This window comes from Paraburkholderia strydomiana (assembly GCF_046030495.1).
GTDB lineage: Bacteria > Pseudomonadota > Gammaproteobacteria > Burkholderiales > Burkholderiaceae > Paraburkholderia > Paraburkholderia strydomiana_A.
In genome coordinates, this window is sequence record NZ_JAQQCJ010000012.1 from 85,194 (window position 1) to 109,422 (window position 24,229).

22 protein-coding genes and 4 tRNA genes are annotated in these 24,229 nt (G+C 63.9%); 15 read left to right on the forward strand and 11 right to left on the reverse strand.

All coding sequences use genetic code 11. From position 1 onward, the window contains the following. Positions 1 to 173: 173 nt before the first annotated feature. Both efp and earP read right to left on the reverse strand, forming a co-directional pair. Complete coding sequence (gene efp / locus PQQ53_RS17570; protein ID WP_042322091.1) at positions 174 to 731, reverse strand: elongation factor P; 558 nt, start codon at positions 729 to 731, stop codon at positions 174 to 176. Between the two features lie 381 nt (positions 732 to 1,112). Beyond that, complete coding sequence (earP, locus tag PQQ53_RS17575; RefSeq protein WP_408325074.1) at positions 1,113 to 2,318, reverse strand: elongation factor P maturation arginine rhamnosyltransferase EarP; 1,206 nt, start codon at positions 2,316 to 2,318, stop codon at positions 1,113 to 1,115. Positions 2,319 to 2,577: 259 nt separating this feature from the next. On the opposite strand from earP, the gene uvrC reads away from it, so the two are divergent. The 8 genes from uvrC (at position 2,578) to PQQ53_RS17615 (ending at position 9,098) form a co-directional block, all read left to right on the forward strand. After that, the gene (uvrC, locus tag PQQ53_RS17580) at positions 2,578 to 4,755 is read left to right on the forward strand and encodes an excinuclease ABC subunit UvrC (protein WP_408147120.1); all 2,178 of its coding nucleotides are present in this window, start codon (positions 2,578 to 2,580) and stop codon (positions 4,753 to 4,755) included. Between the two features lie 265 nt (positions 4,756 to 5,020). Then, positions 5,021 to 5,614, forward strand: coding sequence for a CDP-diacylglycerol--glycerol-3-phosphate 3-phosphatidyltransferase (pgsA, locus tag PQQ53_RS17585; RefSeq protein WP_408147122.1), 594 nt, complete (start codon positions 5,021 to 5,023; stop codon positions 5,612 to 5,614). Between the two features lie 246 nt (positions 5,615 to 5,860). Then, positions 5,861 to 5,936 (forward strand) — tRNA-Gly (locus tag PQQ53_RS17590). A gap of 64 nt (positions 5,937 to 6,000) precedes the next feature. Then, positions 6,001 to 6,076: transfer RNA gene (locus PQQ53_RS17595), tRNA-Gly, on the forward strand. Positions 6,077 to 6,189: 113 nt separating this feature from the next. After that, positions 6,190 to 6,263, forward strand: a tRNA-Cys gene (locus PQQ53_RS17600). A gap of 339 nt (positions 6,264 to 6,602) precedes the next feature. Further along, the gene (locus PQQ53_RS17605) at positions 6,603 to 7,352 is read left to right on the forward strand and encodes a TraB/GumN family protein (RefSeq protein ID WP_408325075.1); all 750 of its coding nucleotides are present in this window, start codon (positions 6,603 to 6,605) and stop codon (positions 7,350 to 7,352) included. Positions 7,353 to 7,507: 155 nt separating this feature from the next. Then, positions 7,508 to 8,488: a sensor domain-containing diguanylate cyclase gene (locus tag PQQ53_RS17610; protein WP_408155132.1), complete on the forward strand. Its 981-nt coding sequence runs from the start codon at positions 7,508 to 7,510 to the stop codon at positions 8,486 to 8,488. 109 nt (positions 8,489 to 8,597) lie between these two features. Next, on the forward strand, positions 8,598 to 9,098 hold the full coding sequence (locus PQQ53_RS17615; protein WP_408325077.1) for a GNAT family N-acetyltransferase: 501 nt from the start codon (positions 8,598 to 8,600) through the stop codon (positions 9,096 to 9,098). Between the two features lie 112 nt (positions 9,099 to 9,210). Here PQQ53_RS17615 and PQQ53_RS17620 read toward each other — a convergent pair whose 3' ends face one another. Genes PQQ53_RS17620 through PQQ53_RS17630 form a run of 3 tightly spaced genes read right to left on the reverse strand, consistent with a single transcriptional unit; the run spans position 9,211 to position 11,176 of the window. Then, the gene (locus tag PQQ53_RS17620; RefSeq protein ID WP_408147130.1) at positions 9,211 to 10,098 is read right to left on the reverse strand and encodes a cytochrome c oxidase assembly protein; all 888 of its coding nucleotides are present in this window, start codon (positions 10,096 to 10,098) and stop codon (positions 9,211 to 9,213) included. An 18-nt stretch (positions 10,099 to 10,116) separates the two neighbouring features. Continuing rightward, the gene (locus tag PQQ53_RS17625; protein ID WP_408147131.1) at positions 10,117 to 10,578 is read right to left on the reverse strand and encodes a copper chaperone PCu(A)C; all 462 of its coding nucleotides are present in this window, start codon (positions 10,576 to 10,578) and stop codon (positions 10,117 to 10,119) included. Between the two features lie 19 nt (positions 10,579 to 10,597). Next, positions 10,598 to 11,176, reverse strand: coding sequence for an SCO family protein (locus PQQ53_RS17630; RefSeq protein ID WP_408147133.1), 579 nt, complete (start codon positions 11,174 to 11,176; stop codon positions 10,598 to 10,600). Positions 11,177 to 11,666: 490 nt separating this feature from the next. Here PQQ53_RS17630 and otsB point away from each other — a divergent pair, with 490 nt between their 5' ends. Beyond that, positions 11,667 to 12,416 carry a trehalose-phosphatase gene (gene otsB / locus PQQ53_RS17635; RefSeq protein WP_408147135.1) on the forward strand — a complete coding sequence of 250 codons (750 nt, stop codon included), beginning with the start codon at positions 11,667 to 11,669 and terminating at the stop codon, positions 12,414 to 12,416. 55 nt (positions 12,417 to 12,471) lie between these two features. Then, on the forward strand, positions 12,472 to 13,929 hold the full coding sequence (gene otsA / locus PQQ53_RS17640) for an alpha,alpha-trehalose-phosphate synthase (UDP-forming) (RefSeq protein WP_408325079.1): 1,458 nt from the start codon (positions 12,472 to 12,474) through the stop codon (positions 13,927 to 13,929). A 112-nt stretch (positions 13,930 to 14,041) separates the two neighbouring features. Here the strand turns inward: otsA and PQQ53_RS17645 are convergent, their stop codons facing one another. Continuing rightward, positions 14,042 to 15,877 carry an ABC transporter ATP-binding protein gene (locus PQQ53_RS17645; protein WP_408147139.1) on the reverse strand — a complete coding sequence of 612 codons (1,836 nt, stop codon included), beginning with the start codon at positions 15,875 to 15,877 and terminating at the stop codon, positions 14,042 to 14,044. 97 nt (positions 15,878 to 15,974) lie between these two features. On the opposite strand from PQQ53_RS17645, the gene PQQ53_RS17650 reads away from it, so the two are divergent. From PQQ53_RS17650 to PQQ53_RS17665, 4 genes are all read left to right on the forward strand, one after another. Further along, positions 15,975 to 16,109: a hypothetical protein gene (locus tag PQQ53_RS17650; RefSeq protein ID WP_408147141.1), complete on the forward strand. Its 135-nt coding sequence runs from the start codon at positions 15,975 to 15,977 to the stop codon at positions 16,107 to 16,109. A gap of 489 nt (positions 16,110 to 16,598) precedes the next feature. After that, a complete protein-coding gene (locus PQQ53_RS17655; RefSeq protein WP_408147143.1) occupies positions 16,599 to 17,663 on the forward strand; it encodes a glycosyltransferase family 4 protein in 1,065 nt (354 codons plus the stop codon). Positions 17,664 to 17,895: 232 nt separating this feature from the next. Then, positions 17,896 to 18,750, forward strand: coding sequence for a hypothetical protein (locus tag PQQ53_RS17660; RefSeq protein ID WP_408325081.1), 855 nt, complete (start codon positions 17,896 to 17,898; stop codon positions 18,748 to 18,750). Between the two features lie 151 nt (positions 18,751 to 18,901). After that, positions 18,902 to 19,366 carry a DUF2214 family protein gene (locus tag PQQ53_RS17665; protein ID WP_408147148.1) on the forward strand — a complete coding sequence of 155 codons (465 nt, stop codon included), beginning with the start codon at positions 18,902 to 18,904 and terminating at the stop codon, positions 19,364 to 19,366. A 180-nt stretch (positions 19,367 to 19,546) separates the two neighbouring features. Here the strand turns inward: PQQ53_RS17665 and PQQ53_RS17670 are convergent, their stop codons facing one another. After that, entirely contained in the window at positions 19,547 to 21,424 is a 1,878-nt protein-coding gene (locus PQQ53_RS17670) for an ABC transporter ATP-binding protein (RefSeq protein WP_408325082.1), read from the reverse strand. Between the two features lie 211 nt (positions 21,425 to 21,635). On the opposite strand from PQQ53_RS17670, the gene PQQ53_RS17675 reads away from it, so the two are divergent. Continuing rightward, positions 21,636 to 21,884, forward strand: a complete 249-nt coding sequence (locus tag PQQ53_RS17675) for a hypothetical protein (RefSeq protein WP_408147152.1) — start codon at positions 21,636 to 21,638, stop codon at positions 21,882 to 21,884. Between the two features lie 62 nt (positions 21,885 to 21,946). Here the strand turns inward: PQQ53_RS17675 and PQQ53_RS17680 are convergent. The 4 genes from PQQ53_RS17680 to PQQ53_RS17695 all read right to left on the reverse strand — a co-directional run bounded on the left by PQQ53_RS17680 (position 21,947) and on the right by PQQ53_RS17695 (position 24,210). Further along, positions 21,947 to 22,021 (reverse strand) — tRNA-Val (locus PQQ53_RS17680). 48 nt (positions 22,022 to 22,069) lie between these two features. After that, on the reverse strand, positions 22,070 to 22,804 hold the full coding sequence (gene dnaQ / locus PQQ53_RS17685; RefSeq protein WP_408147154.1) for a DNA polymerase III subunit epsilon: 735 nt from the start codon (positions 22,802 to 22,804) through the stop codon (positions 22,070 to 22,072). A 102-nt stretch (positions 22,805 to 22,906) separates the two neighbouring features. Continuing rightward, a complete protein-coding gene (rnhA, locus tag PQQ53_RS17690; protein ID WP_168664348.1) occupies positions 22,907 to 23,356 on the reverse strand; it encodes a ribonuclease HI in 450 nt (149 codons plus the stop codon). After that, a complete protein-coding gene (locus PQQ53_RS17695) occupies positions 23,353 to 24,210 on the reverse strand; it encodes a methyltransferase domain-containing protein (RefSeq protein ID WP_408325083.1) in 858 nt (285 codons plus the stop codon). The genes rnhA and PQQ53_RS17695 overlap by 4 nt, the downstream gene beginning before the upstream one ends. Positions 24,211 to 24,229: the final 19 nt, after the last annotated feature.

Consider the following 24,229-nt stretch of genomic DNA (forward strand, 5'->3'; position numbering starts at 1 on the left):
GGCGGGAAGATCGGGAAGGTGGGGCGGCAATTTGGAGAAGCTTGCCGGTAAAGTTTTCCTCAACCATACACGGCGTAGCAGAAAAGAAAAAGCGCCCAGATCGGGCGCTTTTTTTTCCATTTTTTTCGCAGCGCGGGCGTTGCGCCGGCGCTGGATTCAGGCGTGCAGGCGCTTTAAGCGCGGCTGCGGTACTCGTGCGTACGCGTGTCGATTTCGATCTTGTCGCCGATGTTGCAGAAGAGCGGCACTTGCAGTTCGAAGCCGGTGGTCAGCTTCGCGTTCTTCAGCACCTTGCCCGACGACGTATCGCCCTTGACGGCCGGTTCCGTGTAGATGATCTCGCGGACCAGCGTGGTCGGCAGTTCGACCGAGATGGCCTTCTCGTTGTAGAACACGACTTCGCAAGCCATGCCGTCTTCGAGGTAATGAAGAGCGTCGCCCATCATTTCGCTTTCGACTTCGAACTGGTTGTAGTCGGCGTCCATGAACACGTACATCGGGTCGGCGAAGTACGAATACGTCACTTCCTTGCGTTCCAGCACGACGACGTCGAACTTGTCGTCCGCCTTGTACACGCTTTCCATGCCTGCGCCGGTCAGCAGGTTCTTGAACTTCATCTTGACGACGGCGGAGTTACGGCCCGATTTGTTGTATTCGGCCTTTTGCACGACCATTGCGTCTGCGCCGATCATCACGACGTTGCCGGTGCGGAGTTCCTGTGCGGTCTTCATAAAACTATCCTGTACGAAATAAGTAGCTCAACTTTGCTCAACGGCATACGGCGCAAGCGGCTTCGCCGCTTCACTCATTGCGCGCCGCGCCGCATGGGAGCGGCGGCGGGAAGCCAATGTGGGAAGCGTGGCCGGCTTGCCGTGGGAACCGGAGGCGGAGCCGCATCGCGCAGCTCGTTGATTCCGGCAATCCCCAACAATCCGTTACCTGCTTTTTACCCGGTGCGGGCGTGTACGCGAGTGGCGCCGAACGACAGCATACGGCCCTTTTTTGACTTTTGCGCTCTTGACCCGAGGGGCGGAGCGCGTCAGGTATCTTTCGACGCCGGGTTCGTTGTTGCGATCGGGCCGCGCTTGCGTCGTCGGCCGTTGGATAACCGCTTATTTTAACTGAGTTTTTGCGAACAAGGCCAGATTTCCGGCGAGGTCGCCCACCTGGGCGAGTTCGACGGCCCATTCGGCCGCGCGGCGTTGCAGCGCCGGGCCGTGGCGCTGGAATTCCGCCCAGTCCGGGCGGCCCGCGCCGTTCCATGCGTGCCAGAAGCGCGCGAGGGCGTCGCGCGCATCGGCGGGCAGCGCGCGCGCGTAGTGCGCGAGCGCCGCGTCGAGCTTCGGCAGATGGGCCTCGTCGGCTTGCGGGTAGATGTGCCAGACGAAGGGCTTCGCCGCCCACTGGGCTCGCACGAACGAGTCTTCGCCGCGCACGAAATTGATGTCGCTCGCCCACAGCAGCGCGTCGTAGCCGGCTTGCGCGGTGAACGCGAGCGCATGCGCGGTGAGGTTGCCGCGGCTCGCGTGCGAGCCGGCGGTGAACGAGGGCAAACCGAAAAAGCGCGCGATCGCGCCGGAAATGCGGCCTTCCGGCACTAGCAGCACGACCGGCGCGGCACTGTCGCGCCATTGTTCGAGCAGGCTGTCGACGGCAGGGTTTTCGTACGCGAACAGCGAGACGACGGTCGCCGCGGCGGGCGGCGGCGCGTGGCCGGTGGTTTGCCGCCACCATGCTTCGCGCGCAGCCGGCGATGCCTCGAAGGCAGCGCGCGCAGCGTCGAGATGGCGTTCCTTCAGCACGCCGCCGGTGCCGGGGCCGAGCCCCGGGAAAAAGAACGTCTTGGTCAGCGCATAGCGTGGATGGGGGGAGGGACGCAGGTGAAAATCCGCCACCCAGTCTTCGGCGCTCAGATATTCGAGGTTGAACCAGAGCGGCGCGCGCGCGCGTTCGGCCATCGCGGCCACATAGATCGGCGGCAGTTCGCAGCCGAACGCCTCGATCACCACGTCGGCCACTTCGAGCGTGTCGCCCGCATGGGTTGGCTCGTGCCAATGTTCGACGACGATCCCGCCGACCGTCTGCCGCGCGCGATCCAGCGCGAGCGACGGGCACAGCTTCTGGAACGCATGCAGATCGTCGACGAACACGCGCACCTGCCAGCCGTGCTCGCTCGCGAGTTGGCGCGCGAGGCGCCAGCACACGCCGATGTCACCGAAATTGTCGATCACCGCGCAGAAGATGTCGCAGGCAATCGCGGTGGAGGCGCCAGGGGATGCGGCGGCGGTCTGTTCAGAGGCGGGCGGAACGGAGGACATGGCGGCCTGGATGGCGGATTCGAACGATGGGCGCGGCTGACGCGAAGGACGATCCCGCGAACGCCGCACACTGCGGTGCACCGCCCTCGGCTCAAGCCGGAGCGCTGCCGGGTCGGCGCATGGCAGGGCTCGAATGCACGCGGAATGTTCTAAACTGGCGATTCTAAAGCCTCGGCCACGATTGCGCGCGCCCGTTTCACGCGAGCGCGCGGCACACGATGCAAGGCCCCGCGAGACAGTCCCACCCAATCGATCCCGCATGACCGAACCCGAAGCAACCGACGCTTTCGAGCCGAAAAAAGTGCTCGCCCAACTGCCGCATCTGCCAGGCGTCTATCGTTATTACGATACGCACGGCGCGGTGCTGTACGTGGGCAAGGCGCGCGATCTCAAGAAGCGCGTGTCGAGCTACTTCACGAAGACGCAACTGTCGCCGCGTATCGCGATGATGGTCACGCGCATCGCGCGCGTCGAGACGACCGTCACGCGCTCCGAGGCCGAAGCGCTGCTGCTCGAAAACAATCTGATCAAGGCGCTCGCGCCGCGCTACAACATTCTGTTTCGCGACGACAAGTCGTACCCGTACCTCAAGCTGACCGGCCACAAGTTTCCGCGCATGGCGTATTACCGGGGTTCGGTGGATCGCAAGAATCAGTACTTCGGTCCGTTCCCGAGCGCGTGGGCGGTGCGCGAGAGCATCCAGATCCTGCAGCGGGTGTTCCAGTTGCGCACCTGCGAAGACTCCGTGTTCAACAACCGCACGCGGCCTTGCCTGCTGCATCAGATCGGCCGCTGCACGGCGCCGTGCGTCGCCAATATCAGCGAAGAGGATTACGCGCGCGACGTCGCCAACGCGTCGCGCTTCCTGCTCGGCCGTCAGGGCGAAGTGATGAAAGAGCTCGAGCAGAAGATGCACGCGTTCGCGAGCGAGCTGAAGTTCGAGCAGGCCGCCGCGGTGCGCAACCAGATGAGTTCGCTGTCGACGGTGCTGCATCAGCAGGCGATCGAAGTCGGCAGCGATAGCGACGTCGACATTCTCGCGGTGGTCGCGCTGGGCGGGCGCGTCTGCGTGAATCTCGCGATGGTGCGCGGAGGGCGCCACCTGGGCGACAAGGCGTATTTCCCCGCGCACGTGGAAAGTGCGTTGACGGCGGACGAGGGCGGGCTCGAAGAGGGCGGCGAGGACGAGGCGCTGGCCGGCGTTTCCCTGACTGCGCGCCTCGCGGCGGAACAGAACGCGAGCGGCGACGCTCATTCCGCCGATGTGGCCGATGCCGATGCGCTCGCGATCGCGCAGGACATGCCCCCCGAAGACGAAGAGGCGGAAGAAGACGATGCGGATGCCACCGCCTCCGAGCCGGTGAAACCGCGCAAAGGCCGCGCGTCCGGCGGGATCGAATCCGAAGTGCTCGAAGCGTTCATCGCGCAGCACTACCTCGGCAATCGCGTGCCGCCCGTGCTCATAGTCAGTCACGCGCCGGCCACGCGCGAACTGGTCGACGTGCTGATCGAGCAGGCCGGCCACAAGGTGACCGTGCTGCGTCAACCGCAAGGTCAACGGCGCGCATGGCTCGCGATGGCCGAGCAGAATGCGCGGCTCGCACTTGCCCGTCTGCTGTCGGAGCAGGGCTCGCAACAGGCCCGCACGCGCGCGTTGACCGACACGCTCGGCATGGAGTGCGACGACCTCGCGCATCTGCGCATCGAGTGCTTCGACATCAGCCATACGATGGGCGAGGCGACCCAGGCGTCGTGCGTGGTGTATCACCATCACAAGATGCAGTCGTCCGAATACCGCCGCTACAACATCACCGGCATTACGCCCGGCGATGACTACGCGGCGATGCGCCAGGTGCTCACGCGCCGCTACGAGAAGATGGTCGCGCAAGCCGCCGCGAATGCCGCCGACGAAGCCGCTGAATTGCAAGGCGAAGCCGCGGCCGATCCATCGCTCGCGCCGGATGCCGCGGAACCGGCGGCGGCCGGCGGCATTCTGCCGACCATCGTGTTGATCGACGGGGGCAAGGGGCAGGTCGAGATCGCGCGCCAGGTGTTCACGGAACTGGGTCTCGATACCGGTATGCTGGTCGGCGTCGCGAAGGGCGAGGGCCGCAAGGTCGGCCTCGAAACCCTGATCTTCGCCGATGGCCGCGCGCCGCTCGAACTCGGCAAGGAAAGCGCCGCGCTGATGCTGGTCGCGCAGATTCGCGACGAAGCGCACCGCTTCGCGATCACCGGCATGCGCGCGAAGCGCGGCAAGACGCGCCAGACTTCGCGGCTCGAAGAACTCGAGGGGGTCGGCGCGAAACGGCGTCAACGGCTGCTCGCGCGGTTCGGCGGCTTGCGCGGCGTGGTGGCGGCGAGCGTCGAGGATCTGGCGAGCGTCGAAGGCATTTCGCAGGCACTGGCCGAGCAGATTTACCGGCAATTGCATTGAAGCTGGCGCGGCGGGCGGGCCGCGTGTCGGGCGGGGCGCAGCCCGCCCGTGGCCGATGAGCGGTCAACGAGCGACCAGCGAGCGACGGGGCGGCGATCAGTTAACCCCAAGTCCGCACCCGGTTCGCGATCAGTCAAGCCCCAGTCCGCGCCCGGGCAGCGGCACCCACCGGGCCCGCGCCCCCAGGCCCGCGCGCCGCTTTGCTTGTAGCAGGCCCTGTGACACGGCACAATTGCATCTCACTCGTCAGACGCTGCGCCTGCCCATGCCGTTTAATTTCCCGATATTCCTGACCTGGCTGCGGATCGTCCTGATTCCGCTCGTCGTCGGCGTGTTCTATTTGCCCGACATGATGATGAGCCCCGCGCACCGCAATCTGGCGGCGGCGACGATCTTCATTCTGGCGGCGCTCACCGACTGGTTCGACGGCTATCTGGCCCGCAAGTGGAATCAGACTTCGGCGTTCGGCGCGTTTCTCGATCCGGTCGCTGACAAACTGATGGTGACGGCCGCGCTGCTGGTGCTCGTGCAACTCGCGCGGATCGATTCGGCGATTGCGCTCGTGATCGTCGGACGCGAAATCGCGATCTCGGCGTTGCGCGAGTGGATGGCGCAGATCGGCGCGTCGAAGAGCGTCGCGGTGAATTCGCTCGGCAAGTTCAAGACCGCCTGTCAGATGATCGCCATTCCGATGCTGCTGTTTTACGGCCCGTTGCCGTTCGGTGGCGGCGTGACGGTCGACACGCGTGTGTGGGGCCTGTGGCTGATCTATCTCGCCGCGTTCCTGACGATCTGGTCGATGCTCTACTACATGAAGCTCGCGTGGCCGCAGATTCGTGAGAGAGGCGGCATTGCGTGATGGGTCGATGGACAGGTCGACGGTACGCGCGAGGCACGCGAAAGCGTGTTTGAACCTCGCCGCGAACATGGCCTGCGCATGAGCGAAAACTTTTATTAAAGACATTCGCAAAAGGGGGTTGACACCCATCGGTCGTTTCTCCATAATCTCGTTTCTCCGATGCGCGCAGCTTGAAGCGACGGACGAAGTAAGACCGCAGTTGCAGTCAATAAGGCAGTAGTTAGCAGCAAGTAGTAGAAGTACAACGCGGGAGTAGCTCAGTTGGTAGAGCGCAACCTTGCCAAGGTTGAGGTCGCGAGTTCGAGCCTCGTCTCCCGCTCCAGATTTTTGAAGCACCGCGTTGTTTGGCGTAGTAAAAAATGCAGCGCGTTGTGAAGCAGTGCAATGCGGGAGTAGCTCAGTTGGTAGAGCGCAACCTTGCCAAGGTTGAGGTCGCGAGTTCGAGCCTCGTCTCCCGCTCCATACATAAGGGGAAGCAGCGCTTCCCTTTTTGTTTGGTGGGCTGATCGTTCTGAATGTTCTGATCGGCCACCAGACAAATCTGCGAGCCTGCAGTTAGGTTCCAGTCCGCTTGCGGCGCGATAGCAAAGCGGTTATGCAGCGGCCTGCAAAGCCGTTTAGGCCGGTTCGACTCCGGCTCGCGCCTCCAGTAGTTGATGTAAAGAAAAGCCCCGACTTGTCGGGGCTTTTCTGTTTTCTGCGGCGAATTTCGCGCGCACGTCGGCAATTCCAGAAAAAGATAACCGGATCGATCGATTGTCGTATCGCGCTGTTCACGAAGCACCTGCTATCCGCTGATGCCCGCACGCAAAGCTGATACATCGTGTCTCCCTCATCGTGACGGTTATCACGCACAATTCGTGATTCGCGCGGCGACCACTGCATCAGCAGTTCGCTTTGCACCTGCTCAGCAGGCCGCACGTAACCAACGAAAATCGTAGGACCGCGCGCGCATTCTTGCGTCATTGCCCGTCCACACCGAGGCCGCATGTACCTACAACTCACCGGCACCAACGTGCGCCTGCTTGGCTCGATGCATCTGTTTCCCGCGACGAGCCGTAGAACACCGCCCTGGGTCGCCGACGCCTATGACTGGGCCGAAGCGTTGGTCTTCGAATCCGATCCGCCGACCATCCTGCCGTTCCTGAAGACCGAGCCGCAAAGCGGCACCGCTCGATTGCGGCCTTTGATGTCCCAGGACGCATGGGCACAACTGCAGGCGCTGTGGCCCGTCGATGGCCCCGTGGCGCCGTTAGTCGAGTTGTGTCCGTGGGCCGCGCTGGTGGTCGCGCCGACACTGTTCCAGCAGGTCGTCGAAGGCGTCGAGCCACGCATGCTGCGCTCGGCGATTGCGCAAGCCAAGCCGTATCGCTATCTCGAGACCGCGCGGGAAGTGGCGACACTGCTCGAATCGATTCCGCTCGATGCCATCGGCGCTGCACTCGACTTGCTGATGGCCGATCGCGATGAGCCGCAACGCACGCTCGAACGGATGCACGCGGCGTGGCTGGAGGGCGATCTGCAAGCGGTGCAGCAGATCGCCGTCGGATCAACGATGTTCAATCTGCCGGGCATCCGCCACGCCATTCTCGACGCGCGCAATCGCGCATGGGCGCAGCGTTTGAAGGACATCCTCCAACAACGCGAGCGCACCCTGGTGGTGGTCGGCGCGCTGCATCTGTGCGGTCCCGGCAATCTGATCGAGTGCCTCGCGCGGCCTGTCGAAGCGGTCTTCTGAGCGCGTGACGGCTCGGCCGCCGCTTGCCGCCGCGCCGCCGCAATGGCGCCTCAGGCTGGAACTCTGACGGCGTCGCTCAATCCCACCCTGAAGAATGCCGCTATACACTGGCTACCCAAGATTTTCGATCATCACGAAGGCCCAGGGAATACGACATGCATGTCCCACCGACGCCCAGCAATGAAAGCGCCCGTATCGACACCCTGCGTGCGCTGCATATTCTCGACACCTTGCCGGAAGAGCGCTTCGACCGCCTGACCCGGCTCGCGAAGCGCCTGTTCGACGTGCCGATCGCGCTCGTGAGTCTCGTCGATACGAACCGCCAGTGGTTCAAGTCGTGCGCCGGGCTGACGGCGAGAGAGACGTCGCGCGACGTGTCGTTCTGCGCGCACGCGATTCTGGACGACGACATTCTGATGGTGCCCGACACGCTGGCCGACGAGCGCTTTCACGACAATCCGCTCGTGACGGATGACCCGAACATCCGCTTCTATGCCGGTTGCCCGCTGACGGTCGCGAACGGCAGCAAGCTGGGCACGCTCTGTCTGATCGACGTGAAGCCGCGCGGCCTCGACGACGAAGAGCGGGCGTTGCTGCGCGATCTCGCGCACATGGCCGAACAGGAACTGGCGGCGGTGCAGCTCGCCACGCTCGACGACCTCACGTTGCTGTCCAACCGGCGCGGTTTCGAAGCGCTCGCGCAACATGCGCTGAACGTCTGCAAGCGGATGGAGAAGTCGGCGTCGTTGCTGTTCTTCGATCTCAACGACTTCAAGCAGATCAACGACACGCTCGGCCACGCCGAAGGTGATCGCGCATTGCAGACCTTCTCTGAAGTCTTGCGCACCGCGCTGCGCGAAAGCGATGTGATCGGCCGGCTCGGCGGCGACGAGTTCGTCGCACTGCTCACCGATGCGGACAGTGCCGAAACGCAGCAGGTGACGCAGCGTCTCACGCAGTTGCTCGACGAACGCAATGCCGAGGCGCGGCGCGGCTATCAGATCCGCTATAGCGTGGGGCAGACGGCCTACGATCCGGCTCGCCACGTATCGATTGCCGAATTGCTCGCTGCGGCCGATGCGGCGATGTATAGCCATAAGCAAGCGTCGAAGGCGCGTGCTATGCCACGCGGTTGATGCGCGGTGTGGCCGCACGGCTGCACGGTTGCGTGGCTGATGGCCGTCGCGCGCGGCATAATTGCGGATTAATGCCCGCGCCGCGGCACCTCCTTTCTGAAAGCATCCGATGACCGAATCGCAGCATATCGCCGCCACGCGGCTCGCCCAACTCGAATGGCGCTGGAAAAGCTTCGCGGACCTCACGAGCGTGGAAGTCTATGAGATGCTGGCCGCGCGCAGCGCGGTGTTCGTCGTCGAGCAGAACTGCGTGTATGGCGACATCGACGGGCTCGACGCGCAAGCCTGGCATCTGTCGGCCTACGGTCCTGGCGTCGACGGCGCGGCGCCGCAACTGGCCGGTTATCTGCGCGTGCTGCTGCCGGATACCACGGACGCCGACGTGCGCATCGGCCGTGTGCTGACCACGGCGGCATTCCGCGGCATCGGTCTGGGCAACGCGATGCTCGAACGCTCGCTTACGCACATTCGCGCGCAATGGCCTGCCACGCCGATCCGTCTGCATGCGCAGGCGCATCTGCAAGGCTTCTACGGCGCATTCGGTTTTGCGCCGGTCTCGGACGTTCACGACGACGACGGCATCCCGCACGTGTGGATGCGTTCGGCCTGAGCGGGGCGCGATGAAGGGCGACGCGCCGGTGCAGGTTATCTGGCGTGCGTCCACCGTCTGGCTTTACTCGCTTCGCTTCAGTCGTTCAGATTTCAACTGACCGCCAGACCCGCTATCCGCGCCGGCCACCTGCCGTCGCGGACGCGGCATGGGGCAAATCCCGCGCCGTCTTCGCACGTCGTTCGGCGCCCAGGCGTCCGCGTGCCGACAGCCGCATCCAGTGACGCAGCGCGATTAGCGCGCCGATCACGCTCATCATCGAACCCGGAATCCACAGCAACAGGCCGCCGATCTGCTGATCGCGCATCGGGCTGAGCCACGTGAACGCGCGGCCGCAGATCGAATAGATCGGATACAGCTCATGCGGCGTGAAAAAGATGAATGCGCCGAGGATGATCTGCGGCGGAATCGCGGCGATCACCACCAGCACGCGCTTGCCGGGCGACAAACGCGCCGGCGGCGCCGGCCGTGGATCGAGCACGAGCCACCAGAACAGCAGCCCGTCGATCACCATGCTCCAGTTCATTACGCGATAAAGCCGCCAGTCGAGCATCGCGACGAAATGGATCGGCGACATCAGCCAGAAGTAAATCAGCCCGACGAACAAAGTGACCGCGACGACCGGATGCATCACCACGTCGAGCAGCTTGCGAACGACCGGCGTCGCCAGCGCGGGCAGCACGAAGCGCTGCCGCCAGCTGAACGGAATGCCCGCGCGCAACGCCGCGCCCGGATACGACAGGGCGATGAAGAACGGGCCGAGGTGATGAAGAACCAGATGCTGCAAGCGATGCATGAAGAACTCATGCTCGAAGAAATAGTCGAGCCGCGTATGCAACACGACATATAGCGCCACCAGCCCGAACCAGAAGGAAAGGCGCCGCGCGAGCGACAGCTTCGCACGGTGCGCACCGCGCACGAACAGAATCGCCGGCACCAGCAGCGCGATCACGACCGTCGGCGAAAATTCCCAGGGATCGAGCCAGTAGAGCAGATTCATCGCTGCACGCTACTCGGGTTACTTGGTCTGTGCCGGCGACTTGACGGCGAATGGCGTGTCGAGTGTTTCGCCGTCGGAGAACTTCAGCGTCATATGCACGGTGTCGCCCGGTGCGATCTTGTGCTTCGCGTCTTCGAGCATCACGTGGTAACCGCCGGGCGCGATCGACACCTGGCCGTGCGCGGGCACCGTCAGCTTGTCGACCATCACCATCTTCTGCGACGAGCCGTTCGACACGGTCTGATGCAGCATCGCGTCGCCATAGTCGTTGCTCGAAATATCGACGAGGTCGACGGGCTTGTCGCTTGCGTTGACCAGCGTCGCGTAGCCGGCGGCGGGCAGGTTGTTCGGCAGCCAGCGGACCCATGCGTCCTTGACGCTGATCGCGTTGGCGCCGGCGGCTTGCGCAGCCGAGGCGAAACCGAACGAGAGGGCGAGGGCGCAGCTCAGTGAAGCGAACGTTTTGATCTTGATCGACATGAATGGACTCGGGGAAAGGTCAGGAACGGTCATCGATGACACGGCGCAGGTCTTGCGCGATCGTATCGGGCGTGTCGTGATCGGTGGCCAGCAGGCGCGCGTGGCCCTGGCTGTCGAACACGTAAACAGCGGAGCTGTGCGTGACTTCGTAATTGCCGCGAGGGTCGCGCTTTTCCATCTGATAGGCGACGCGGTAACGCTTGGCGAGCGACTCGATCTGCCAGTCGGTGCCGGTCAGCCCTTCGGCATGCTGCGAGTCGAACGCGCCGACGTAATCGCGCAATGCTTGCGGCGTGTCGCGCGCGGGATCGACGGTGATGAACAGGATGCGCACCTTCTGCGCGTCCGGGCCGAGCTTGCCGAGCACTTGCATGAGCCGGCCCATCGTTTCGGGGCAGACGTCGGGGCAATGCGTGTAGCCGAAGTAGACGAGCGCCGCGCGGCCCTTGAACGAATCGCCGGTGACGGGGCGGCCGTCGCCGCCGGTCAGCTTGAAGTCGAGATCCGGCAGATGGCCGGTCACATTGGTCAACTGCCAGGGCTGCGTGCGAGGCGTGCAGCCGCTCAGCGTGGTCAAGGCGGTGAGGGCGCCTATCATCAGGGTCAGCGCGAACCGGCGCGCGGACTGTCGCCGGCGTAATGCGGCGAGAGGCGGATGCGGGTGTCGGGATGCGATGATCGGGAACAAAGCAGGGCTCAATGACTCGATTGAAGAGCGGCACATGACGACGCCGATCCACGGCGCCGCCGGATTCCACCTGATTTTCCTGCGGCGCGTAGGCCGTCATAGTGTGCAAAGATGGCTTCGACGGCGACCGTCTGCGTGGCTGCGACTGTAGCGCAAAATCGCCGGCGGTGTCGCGCAATGCCCACGGCGCGCGGTTCGCCGGGCAATTTGTCGCAGTTGGATGAAAGCCCGTTGAAGCCGGACTGTTCTCTTTTTGAACGCCATCACCGTAAGCCGGCGCGCGCAGCGGCCGGTTGGCCGAAGTCCGGACTTCCGGCTTACTTTCTCGAAAAAATGACGGATGCGCGGTAAGATGCGCACACTTTTCCGGCCGCAGAAGGCTGAAAGGCGAACCCAGGCGATGCAAGCACTTCCGGCTGTTCTGTCTCCGAGTGAGACGGCATTTTTCTTCGACTTCGACGGCACGCTCGTCGAACTCGCACCCACGCCGGACGGCGTGCTGGTGGACCCGCGCGCGCTCGTGCTGCTGGCCGACTTGCGTAATCTGACGAACGGCGCGGTCGCGATCGTGTCGGGCCGCGGCATCGACAGCATCGACGCTTTCCTCGGTATGCCCGATCTGCCGATTGCCGGTTTGCACGGCGCCGAGCGGCGCGACGCGAATGGTGATACGCAGCGCATCGGTTTCCATGACGAGCGGCTCCTTCGCATGGAGCAGGTGCTCGCGCAGGTCGTCAACGAACATCCGGGCATGCTGCTCGAGATAAAGGGCGCGGCGCTCGCGCTGCATTACCGCAATGCGCCGGACCGCGAGCCGGTCGCGCGCGAGGCGACCCAGCGGCTGGTCGCCGATTATCCCGACGCTTACGTATTGCAGCCGGGCAAGATGGTCTACGAAATCAAGCCGAAGGACGTCGACAAGGGGCGCGCGATGCGCGCGTTCCTCGACGAGCCGCCGTTCGTCGGCCGCCAGCCGGTGTTCGCCGGCGACGATCTGACCGACGAGAAAGGCTTCGCCGTCGTCAACGAGCGCGGTGGACTGTCAATCAAGGTCGGCGCGGGCGAGACGATGGCGCATACGCGCATCGAGTCGGTTCCGGCGCTGCTCGACTGGCTTGAATCGATTGTCGCGGCGGCGCGCGCAGCATGATGCCGGCGCCGCATCGTTTGACGCAAACAACGCACTGCATCGGGAATCGCGCTTCATGAGCCGACTGATCATCGTATCGAACCGGGTGGCCCCGATCTCGGAGGGCGGGCCGGCGGCGGGCGGGCTGGCGGTCGGCGTGTATGACGCGCTGAAGGAAACCGGCGGCATGTGGTTCGGCTGGAGCGGCGACGTGCTCAGCTCCGGCCAGCCGCAGATCAAGATCGAGGAGCGTGGTCCCGTGACCTTCGCGACCGTCCCGCTGATGCGCCGCGACTACGACCAGTACTACCGTGGCTTTTCGAACGCCACGCTATGGCCGGCGTTCCACTATCGCGCCGACCTGCTGCAATATGACCGGCACGACTTCGAAGGCTACTGCCGCGTCAATGGCTGGCTCGCGCAGCAACTGGTGCCGCTGCTGCGCGAAGACGATGTGATCTGGGTCCACGACTATCATCTGATCCCGTTCGCGCAGGCATTGCGTGCGGCCGGTGTGAAGAACCGCATCGGCTTCTTTCTGCATATTCCATTTCCGGCTTCGCAGGTGCTGCTGGCCGTGCCGCCGCATCGCGAGCTGGTCGAGGCCTTGTGTTCGTTCGATCTGCTCGGCTTCCAGACGGAGCCGGATCTGCGCGCGTTCGGCGACTACATCGTCAACGAAGCGCAGGGCACGGTCGACGTGTCGGCCCGCGGCCCGCAGACTATCCGCGCGTTCGGCCGAACGTTGCGCGCGGCGGCTTATCCGATCGGCGTCTATCCGGACGAGATCGCCGAACTCGCGAAAGCGGGCGAGCGCGGCAAGCCGGTGCGCACGATGAAGGCGACGCTGCATTCGCGCAAGCTGATCATGAGCGTGGACCGCCTCGACTATTCGAAGGGGTTGGTCGAACGTTTTCGCGCGTTCGAACGTCTGCTCGAGCACGTGGCCGCGCAACGCAACAAGGTGTCGTTCCTGCAGATCGCGCCGCCGACGCGCGCCGATATGCACGCGTATCAGGACATCCGCCTGCAGCTCGAAGGCGAGTCGGGGCGCATCAACGGACGCTTCGCCGAACTGGACTGGACGCCGATTCTCTACATCCACAAGCAGTACGAACGCTCGGTGCTGGCTGCGCTGTTTCGCACCGCGCACGTCGGCTACGTCACGCCGTTGCGCGATGGGATGAACCTCGTCGCCAAGGAATACGTGTCGGCGCAGGATCCGGAGAACCCCGGAGTGCTGGTGCTGTCGCGCTTTGCCGGCGCGGCGCAGGAGCTGGAGGGGGCGCTGATCGTCAATCCGGCCGACATCGACGGCATGGCCGAGGCGCTCGCCAATGCGCTCGCGATGCCGCTCGCGGAACGTCAGGCGCGCTATCACGACATGATGGTGCAGTTGCGCGAGAACAATGTGTCGGTGTGGCGCGATAACTTCATGCGCGACTTGCAGAGTGGGGAGAGTGCGAAGTCCGGCAGAAGCAGGAAGGTGAGGGCAGGCTCGAGGCAGACGGTGCGCGACAGCGTGGAGCAATAGCGACAGCATCAGGAATAGCCGCCGGGCCTTCTGATCGCCCAGCCTGAAAAACAGAAAAGCCGCTCACGTGAGCGGCTTTTTCTTTGGCTGATAACTTCGCGCGGCGCGCCGTTCAGACCACGTGCTGTTCGTCGACCTTCTTGCCGCCGATGTGTAGCGTCGTACCTTTGCCGTACTGCTTCGCGAGCAGGTCGCGATACAGGCCCGGGCGCTGGCGCAGCTCTTCCGGGCTGCCGTCGTCGATCACCTTGCCGGCGCTCATCACGATGATGCGGTCGAAGTTGTTCAGCGTCGACAGCCGGTGCGCGATCGCGATCACCGTGCGGCCGACCATCAGCCGGTCGAGCGCCTTCTGGATTGCTTCTTCCGAGGCGCTGTCGAGCGCCGAGGTGGCCTCGTCGAGCAGCAGGATCGGCGCGTTTTTCAGAATCGCCCGCGCAATCGCGATCCGCTGACGCTGGCCGCCCGACAGCTTCACGCCACGGTCGCCGACGATCGTGTCGTAGCCTTCCGGCATCGCTTCGATGAAGTCCGAGCAACGCGCTTCGCGCGCGGCCGCGAGCACTTCCTCACGGCTCGCGTCGGGGCGCCCGTAAGCGATGTTCTCGTACACCGTGCGATGGAACAGCGAAATGTCCTGCGGCACCAGCGCGATCGTGTGGCGCAGGCTGTCCTGCGTGACCGCCGCGATGTCCTGGCCGTCGATCCTGATCGCCCCGCCCTGCGTTTCGTAGAAGCGCTGCAACAGTGCCAGCACAGTGGACTTGCCCGCGCCCGACTTGCCGATCAGGCCGACCCGCTGGCCGGGTTCGATATGCAGGTCGAAGTGATCGAGAATCGGACGGCGGCGCGGGTAGGCGAACGTCACGCCTTCGAAATCGACCCGGCCGCCTTGCGGCACGAGTTCGGTCGAATCGTCGCGATCCGGCATGCCGTGCGGTTCGAGCAGCGTGCGCACGGCTTCCGCGAGCCGCGCGACGTGCTGCGTAACGTCGACGAGCGCGACGGCCAGGTCGCGCGTGCCGTGCAGAATCGTGAAGCCAAGCGAGCTGACGAGCACGATGTCGCCCGAGGTCGCCTTGCCTTGATCCCACAGCCACAGCGCCCAGCCCAGCAGGCCCGCCGACAGCAGCGCGGTGATCACCGCATGCAGCAGGCGCAGCTTCTCCAGATAGAGCAGGCTTTGCTGGCGCGCGTCCATCTCGGCCTTGACCGTTGCACCGAAGCGCTGCTGCTCGCGAAACGTCATGCCGAACGCGCGCACGAGACCCATGTTGCTGATCACGTCGACCAGTTCGCCGTCCACCGACGCCGCCCTGGTGGCGAAATGGTGATGGCGCGCCGAGCCGCGCCCCGCGAGCTTGTACAGCACCACCGACAGAATCGCCGAGCACAGCATCAGGCCGCCGGCCATGAGCGGATTCACTGCGATGATCATGACGATTGCACCGAGCACCGCGATGCACGGCGGCAGCACGTTCCAGGCGGTGGTGTTCTCGGCGGTGTAGACGGCGTTCGAGGTCGCCGTGATCCGGCTCGCGAGCATGCCGGGCTGCTTCTCGGAGTAGTAGCTCGGCGAGTGTCCGCTCAGGTACTGAAACAGGTCGCGCCGCAGGTCGCCGGTCACGGCGACGAACGTATGCGCGGCGACCCAGCCGCCGACCCGCCACAGCAGGTTGTCCGCGGCGATCAGACCGACGAGGATGGCGAACGCCCCCCACAGCGGACCGGGATGATGCCGGCCTTCGCCGAGCACGTCGATCAGATGTTTGATCGCGTATTGCGAAGCGAGCGCACAGCCCACGGCCGCAAACACGCTGCACAGTACGATCGCATGCGCGAGCGGATGGCGGCGGATAAAGCGGAAGAGAAACGCAAGCGGCCGGTGCGCATAGCTCGCGAGCTTTGCGTTCTGGGCGTTACGCTGGGCGAGGGTTAATTGTTCCAATTGATCGTGAGGTCGAGGTGTTTCGGGTTGTGCATGCAATGCGCGGGCCACGGGAAAAAATGGATTCGCCGCGAAGCCGATGCTTCGCATTGTAAACATGCAAAAGCGATTGCGCCCTGTGTATCCGGGCATTGGCGCGATTGATTTCGCGATAGACCTCCGCGCCCCGCAGTTGCTGGACCCGCTGATGGGCGAGTGGTTCACGCAGGTGACGGACAAATTCAAGATATAATTACAGTTTGCATTCAACCGCGCTGCGGCATTTCTTCAACGTGTGCCGGCAAAGTTGACGCAAGAGCTTACAGATGCCGCATTCGCGGTCGCTGCCGCATTCGCGGTCGCTGCCGCAAGCCAGTTGCCACTGTAGAACTGTCTTATAAAACAAGGGTTTGCAAAGTGTTTCGCGTTTGTAACAACGTAAAGACTTTGAAATGTTGTGGTGCAGCGAGAATCCCGGCACCGATAATGCATGCTCTGTAGAGCCCGGCAAGCCTGGAAAAATCTGACAGTTTGTCAACGTAGGTCTCACGTGTGCGTTTACTCGCACATGCGCAGACGGTGACCGGCCAGTCTGGGCTCACTCCCAAGCGATCCATCGCAGGATTTCTCGAAAGAATCAGGCCCGCCCCGGCATGTCCGGCCAGACGGCCCTGGCGAGCAAGCGAGTCGCTTTTACCAAACGCAGTACTTTTGCCTGATTTTTTACTAGGAGTTCTCCATTATGCGAATCGCTCAAATCGCTCCGCTGCACGAGGCGGTTCCTCCCAAGCTGTATGGTGGTACGGAACGCGTGGTGTCCTATCTGACCGAGGCACTGGTCGAGCAAGGCCACGACGTCACGCTCTTCGCGAGCGGCGATTCGCAAACTTCGGCGAAACTCGAAGCCTTCTGGCCGCAGGCGCTGCGCCTCGACCCGACGATCCGCGACGTGATGGCGCCGCACATGCTGCTGCTCGAAGAAGTGCGCCGCCGCGCGGACGAATTCGACGTGCTGCATTTCCACATCGACTACTACCCGTTCTCGCTGTTCGCGCGCCAGCCGGTGCCGTTCGTCACGACGCTGCACGGCCGTCTCGATCTGCCGGAACTGCAGCCGATCTTCAACACGTTCAACGATGTGCCGGTGGTGTCGATCTCGGACAACCAGCGCACTCCGCTGCCGCAAGCGAACTGGCTGCAAACCGTTTATCACGGTCTGCCGGAAAACGTGCTCACGCCGATCAAGGGCGTCGAGCCGGGCTACCTCGCATTCCTCGGCCGCGTCTCGCCGGAGAAGGGTCTCGACCGTGCGATCCGCATCGCCGGCCAGGCAGGCATGAAGCTCAAGGTCGCCGCCAAGATCGACAAGGCCGATCGCGCCTATTACGAAGAAGTGATCAAGCCGCTGATGGCGCTCCCGCACGTCGAATACATTGGCGAAATCGGCGAAGCCGAAAAGCGTGAGTTCCTCGGCAACGCGCATGCACTGGTGTTCCCGATCGACTGGCCGGAGCCCTTCGGTCTGGTGATGATCGAAGCCATGGCTTGCGGTACGCCGGTGATCGCGTTCAACCGCGGTTCGGTGCCGGAAGTGATCGAGAACGGCGTGTCGGGTTTTGTCGTCGAAGACGAAATCAGCGCGGTCGCGGCACTCAAGCGCCTGCACACGCTGCCGCGCGCCGGAGTGCGCAAGGCGTTCGAAGCGCGCTTCTCGTCGAAAGTGATGGCGAAGAACTACGTCGCTACCTACGAAGAACTGCTGCGTCAGAAGCACCGCACGGTGCTGCGCGAAGTCAACGCGAACTGATCCCTAGCAATTCAGGCGACTGAAAGAGCGCTTCGCGGCGCTCATCAGTGCCACCAGCAACGCCCCGTGAGCCAGCGCTCACGGGGCGTTGTTGCATGCGCGCCGCGTTTTTTGCAATGTGTGGACGAAAGTAGACTGTTCGTGCCGGTAAGAATGAGCCACTCTCGGTAATATCCCTATAATGGCCGTGCCGCAAATTTGGCTGCGGCGCCGCCGACGACAGGAGGATGCCTTGGCGAGAACGAAAGAGACGCGAGCGAATGCCGCGCCCGGCGCCGGAACGATTTTCGCGTTACGCGCCATCGGTCTCGTGCTTGTCGCTCGCTGGCTTTTTTCGATGGCGCAGATGGATCTCGCCGCTGCGCTGTCGGCGATGGTGTCGTCGCCGTGGGCGTGCATCAACCTGGTTTTCCTGTTCCTGCTGATTTTCCTGCCGGGCGCGCGCGCCGTGGCCGAGCGTCCGTTTCATCCGTTGCCGCAATGGCTGCGGCAGGCGCTGCGTCTGTTCGCTTTCCTCGGGTTTGTATTCGCGCTCTGGTCGGTCGGCGCATTTGTGGCAAGCGCCGGCTGGCGGCGCGCCGTGCAAGCGGTGGCGGCCACCAACGGCTGGCTGCTGGTCGCGCCGCTCCTGTACGCGGCGGTGCTGTGGATCTGCCGGCCGCGCCCGCTGTGGCGGACCAATATCGCCGCGCGGCGTTTTGCGATCGGCCGTTATGCGGTGGCGCTCGATCCGGCCACGCGTACCGTGATCGTATGGGCCGAGCGTCGCAAGGTGGGGCAGTACGACGCGCGTGAGCTGTCCGTGCGGTGGGCTGCGGGGCAAGACAGCCGGCCCACGTCGGCACCGACCCCCGCAGTCGCGTTCGGTGCGATGGGCGAGCCGGGCGCCACCGGCGCGCCGCTAGGTTCGGTCGCGGCCCCGGCACTCGTGCGCGGCGCGTTCGGCCGCCGTCCAGGAGTCGAATTGTTGTGGGATTCGCCGGCCGCCGCGGGCCACAATCGGCAAACCGTATTTCGCGCCACGCTGACGACCGAGGGCGATCGGGTCGCCGCTCGCGCGCTTGACGCAACTCTGCGGCAAGTCTGAAGCTGCATGCTTTGTGCAGTCGGTCACATCGTGTGGCCGATCGGCACGTCGTCAATCGAGCCTTGGCCGATAATGAAGTCATGGTGCCCGGCCGTTCAGCGCGGGTGAGTGGACATACATCGATCGTGTCGCGTCCTTTGCAGGAGTCGCTATGCTGGTTCGCTGGTTGCTTGCCGCCCTTCATCTGCTCGCTTACGGGTTTGCGCTCGCGTCGATTCTACGACGCACCTGGGCGCTGCGCCGCGCGTCCGTGCCGGCCGCCTTGCGCTCCGTATTTCGCGCGGATACCCGGTGGGGACTGTCCGCGCTGGTGTTGATCATCACCGGCTTGATGCGCGTTTTTGGCGGCTACGAGAAGGGTGCGGACTACTATCTTCACGAGCCGCTCTTTCACGTCAAGATGACGCTGCTCGTGCTGATTCTGATCTTCGAAGTGCCGTCCATGCTCGCGCTGATGCGCTGGCGCGCGTCGATCCGCAAAGGCACTCCGCCGAATCTGAAAAAAGCGCGTTCGTATGCGCGCTACAGCGTGATCCAGACGGTGTTGCTGGTGCTGATGGTGTTTGCGGCAACGGGGATGGCGCGCGGTATCGGCTTGCCGGTCGGTGCGGTGTAGGCGGGCGTCAGCGGCGGCAAGGCGAAGCGAAGCGGGGCGTGACGGGCGCAGTCGCGTGCAGGACATCGCGTGCACGGCAATGTGAAGGCCGTGCACGCGCGCAGCACCGGCAGAACCTGCCTTTCCACGGCTCACATGTATCGAGCCGCCTGGCGTCCCGCCACACATGCTTGCTGCAATTTACTTTCCCACCAGCAAGCTTGCATCGTCCATCCGATCCGCCTTGGACCCGGTGGTCCCACGCATGAGCTCCGATTCGCCGAGGCCCTTGACGAGTTCCAGCGCCTGGCGTTCGAACAGGCGTCGGTACAAGCCGTTCTCGCGTCTGATCAGCGCGTCGTGACTGCCTTCCTCGATCACCTTGCCCTTGTCCAGCACCAGTAGTCTGTCCAGCGCACGCACGGTGGACAGGCGGTGCGCGACCACCAGCGTCGTACGGCCGATCATCAGCCGCTCCATCGCCTGCTGGATCAGCACTTCGCTTTCGCTGTCGAGGCTCGACGTCGCTTCGTCCAGAATCAGGATCGGGGCGTCGGAGAGGAAAGCCCGTGCGATCGCGACGCGCTGACGTTCCCCGCCCGAGAGCTTGACGCCGCGTTCGCCGACCAGCGTGTCATAGCCATTGGGCAGCGCACTGATGAAGCCATGCGCACTCGCGAGTTGCGCGGCCCGCTCGATCTCGGCGCGGCTTGCGCCGGGCCGCGCATAGGCGATGTTCTCGGCGAGCGAGCGGTGAAACAGCACCGGCTCCTGCTGAACGATCGCGATCTGGCTGCGCAGCGACGCTTGCCGCACCTGCGCGATGTCCTGGCCGTCGATCGTGATCCGGCCGCCGGAAATATCGTAGAGGCGCTGGATCAGCTTGATGAAGGTCGTCTTGCCCGACCCCGAATGCCCGACCAACCCGACGCGCTCCCCCGGCGGGATGCGCAGGGAAAAGTTGTCGTAGAGCGGCTGGTCGTGCGCGCCGTAGTGGAAGCTGACGTGCTCGAAGCGGATCTCGCCCTGGCCAATTGCGATCGGACCCGCGCCGGGGCGGTCTTCGATGCCGAGCGGCTGGCTCTCCAGCGCGACCAGTTCTTCCATGTCGTTGACCGAACGTTGCAGGTTGCGGATGTGCATGCCGACATCGCGCAGATAGCCTTGCAGCATGAAGAACATCGTCAGCGCGAAGGTGATGTCGCCGACGCTCGCCTCGCCGCGTGCCCACAGCAGCAGCGCCACACCGAGAATGGCAGCCTGGATCGCCGCCAGCATGCCGCCCTGAACGCCGCCGTTGATCGTGCCGCGCACCCATGTGCGGCGCGTGCGGTGACGCCACTTGCCGATCACGCGCTGAAGCAGCGCTTCCTCGCGTTCTTCCGCGCCGAAAGCCTTCACCACGCCGTTGCAGCTGACCGCATCCGCGAGCGCGCCGCCCATGCGCGTGTCCCATGCGTTCGCGAGGCGCGCGGCCGGCGCGACGAAGCCGAGCGACATGGCCACGGTCACGGCGATATACAGCAGCGAGCCGACCCCGACGACCACGCCCATCATCGGCCAGCGCCAGCCGAGCAGCACGGCGGCGCCGATCAGCATGGCCAGCGACGGCAGTAGCGCGATCAGGAGCGTGTCGTTGAGCAGGTCGAGCGCCCACATGCCGCGCGTGATCTTGCGCACGGTGGAGCCGGCAAAGCTGTTGGCGTGCCAGTCGGTCGAAAAGCGTTGCACGCGATGAAACGCGTTCGCGGCGATCTCGCTCATCATCTTCAGCGTGAGCCGGATGATGTTGAAGTACACGCCCTGGCGAAGCAGCGTCGCGCCGAGGCCGAGCGCGGCCAGCACGCAGAAGGCCGTGATCGCCGCGCGCCAGGCGCTCTCGTTGCCGGCCGGGCCGGAGGCGATTGCGTCGACGAGGCGTCCGGCGAACACCGGCGTGAGCACGTCAGCCAATGCCGAACACAGCACCAGCGCCGCGATGACGACGATGCGCCACGGCTGTTGCGCCCAGTGATTGAAGGTGAAACCGAGGACATCCTTGAAGGCTTGTCCGCGAAAGTCGAGTTTTTTGTTAGCCATTTGCCACGACCCGGCGACGCATGAACGCACCGAGGTTCCAGTCAGAAGCGAAGGGACGAGACAGTCAAGCGTGCCGGCATGCACCGGAAATGCGACTCTGGGCTGTCTGGGATCTGCTCGTTACGCCCTTCCGGGCGCACTCGCACATGCGACGGGCCGACGACGTTTAAGGTCGTGAGGGCGATCGCGAGACCATGCGAGGGAGAGCGGTATGCACTGCGAACATGTGACGCCTCCCTTTTGGTCGAATGAGATGGAGAAGATGGGCGGCGCGAATGCACCGGAAACCAACTATATCAGCAGTATCCGGCAGTCGCAAACTTACGAAGTTCCGGTGTCGACGGTGAAACCCGATGACGAAATCCGTCGCGAAAAGGGTATTCGTATCCGTACGCGCCGAACCGCGCTCGACCCAATTGAAGATCGAAAAACGCCGCTTCAAAACCCGGACGAAAAATAGAAAAGGGCTTATGCATTTCTGCATAAGCCCTTTAGTCTTCGGTGATCGACACACCAAAATTCTGGTGGGTAGTACTGGGATCGAACCAGTGACCCCTGCCGTGTGAAGGCAGTGCTCTACCGCTGAGCTAACCACCCGAAGAGATTGAAATTATGTCAGTGATTTTCGCTTTCGTCTAGTCTTTTTTAAGTAATCTGCTCATTTTCTGCGGGAGCGGGTTCGAGGCGCCAAACGCTCGTGCCCTTGACCGCTTTGTCGAGACCATCGAGCACCGCCTGGTGAGCAGCAACTTCGTCGTCGCTGGCGGCGATGACGACCAGCTCCAGCGACTCGAGCGCGACACGCGGCGCATGCGCATCGCTACCCGCATGCGATTCGCCGAGCATGTCGATGACGAGGCTCTCCTGGCCGCGCGTCATCGCCAGATAGACTTCGGCGAGCAGCTCCGAGTCGAGCAGTGCGCCGTGCAGCGTACGGTGGGCGTTGCTGACGCCGAAGCGGTCGCACAGCGCATCGAGCGAGTTGCGCTTGCCGGGGAACATCTGCTTGGCGCGCGCGAGCGTATCGATGATCTCGCCGCAGTAGGTGCTTACCTTCGGCAAGCCGAGCAACGCGAATTCGGCATCGAGAAAGCCGATGTCGAACGGCGCGTTGTGAATGATCAGGTCCGCGCCCTGGATGAAGTCGCGAAACTGATCGGCGATCTCGCCGAACTTCGGCTTGTCGCTGAGGAATTCCGTGGTCAAGCCGTGCACGGCCAGTGCGCCCGGATCGCTGTCGCGTTCCGGATTGATGTAGAAGTGCAGGTTGTTGCCGGTGAGCCGGCGGTTCACCAGCTCGACGCAACCGAGTTCGAGGATCCGGTCGCCGGTGCGGGCATTCAGGCCGGTGGTTTCGGTATCGAGGATGAGTTGACGCATGTCGGATTAGCCTGCCTCAGAAAATTGCAGCGAAGAAAAAGAGCGGCGAAAAGAGTGGCGAAAAGAGTGGCGCCAGGAATTGCAAAGCGGTGCGCGCGACGCTCATCCGATTTGCGCGAGTGACGCGACGCCGCGATTGGCCAGTTGATCGGCGCGTTCGTTTTCCGGGTGTCCGCTGTGTCCGCGCACCCAGCGCCATTCGACTTCGTGCTGCGCGACGAGCGCGTCGAGCCGCTTCCACAGGTCGGCGTTCTTCACAGGCTGCTTTGCCGCAGTGATCCAGCCTTTCTTTTTCCAGCCGTGAATCCATTCGCTGATGCCCTTCTGCACATACTGCGAGTCGGTGTGCACGACCGCCTTGCAGGGGCGCTTGAGCGCTTCGAGCGCGGCGATCACGCCCATCAGCTCCATGCGATTGTTGGTCGTGTTGGCTTCGCCGCCGAACAGTTCTTTTTCCTGGTCGCCGAAGCGCAGCAACGCGCCCCAGCCGCCGGGGCCGGGGTTGCCCTTGCAGGCGCCGTCGGTATAAATGTCGATGAAATCGGGAGTCATTGAGTGTGGTTGCGTGTGTTCGGAGTGGCGGCGGGCGCGAGGCCCGGTGCGAGCACGGGTTTCTTCACTTTTAGCGGACCGACGAGGCGCATGCCGCGCACGCGCTTGATCGCCTTGATCATGTAAGTGGCGCCGAAGATCGGCCACCAGCGGTCGCCGGCGGCTTCCACGAAGCCATAGCGGGCGAGCCATTGCTCGCTGCCGAGCGGCGGACGATAGCAGCCGAAGCGCCCGCGTTCAAGGTCGAAGCCCAGCAGCTTGATCCAGTCTTTCAGGCGCGTGAAGGCGATCAGATCGACTGCGGCAGGCACGAACGGCCGGCCGGTCATCTTGCCGACCGATTGCCGCGCGCCCCAGAGCGACAGCGAGTTGAAACCGAGAATGATCAGCTGGCCTTCGGGCATCAGCACGCGCTCGGCTTCGCGCAGCAGCCGGTGCGGGTCACTCGTGAATTCCAGCGTGTGCGGCATCACGATCAGATCGACGCTCTGTGCTTCGAACGGCAGATCCAGCAGGTCGCACCACACCGCGCTGCGGCCGGCCGGCGCGGGCAGGCCCGCCGACCCGGCCGACGCGGCGCCGCGGTTCGATCCATGGCGAGTTCCGGCATGCGTCAGGCCGCGCGGAAAAGCGTAGGGCGCGCTGGCGCCGCTCGCGGCGTCGAGCACGAGGCCGCGGCACGGCATGCGGTTCTCGCGCAATGCATCGAGTTGTGGCAGGCCGAGTTGCAGCGCATGATAGCCGAACACGTCCGACACCACGCGGTCGAGCTGAGTCTGCTCCCAGTCGAGCACGTAGCGGCCAGGCGGTGAGTCGGTCCAGGCGGGCCAGTCTATAATTGCTCGGTCAGTCATATCAAAGAATGCGTCGCCT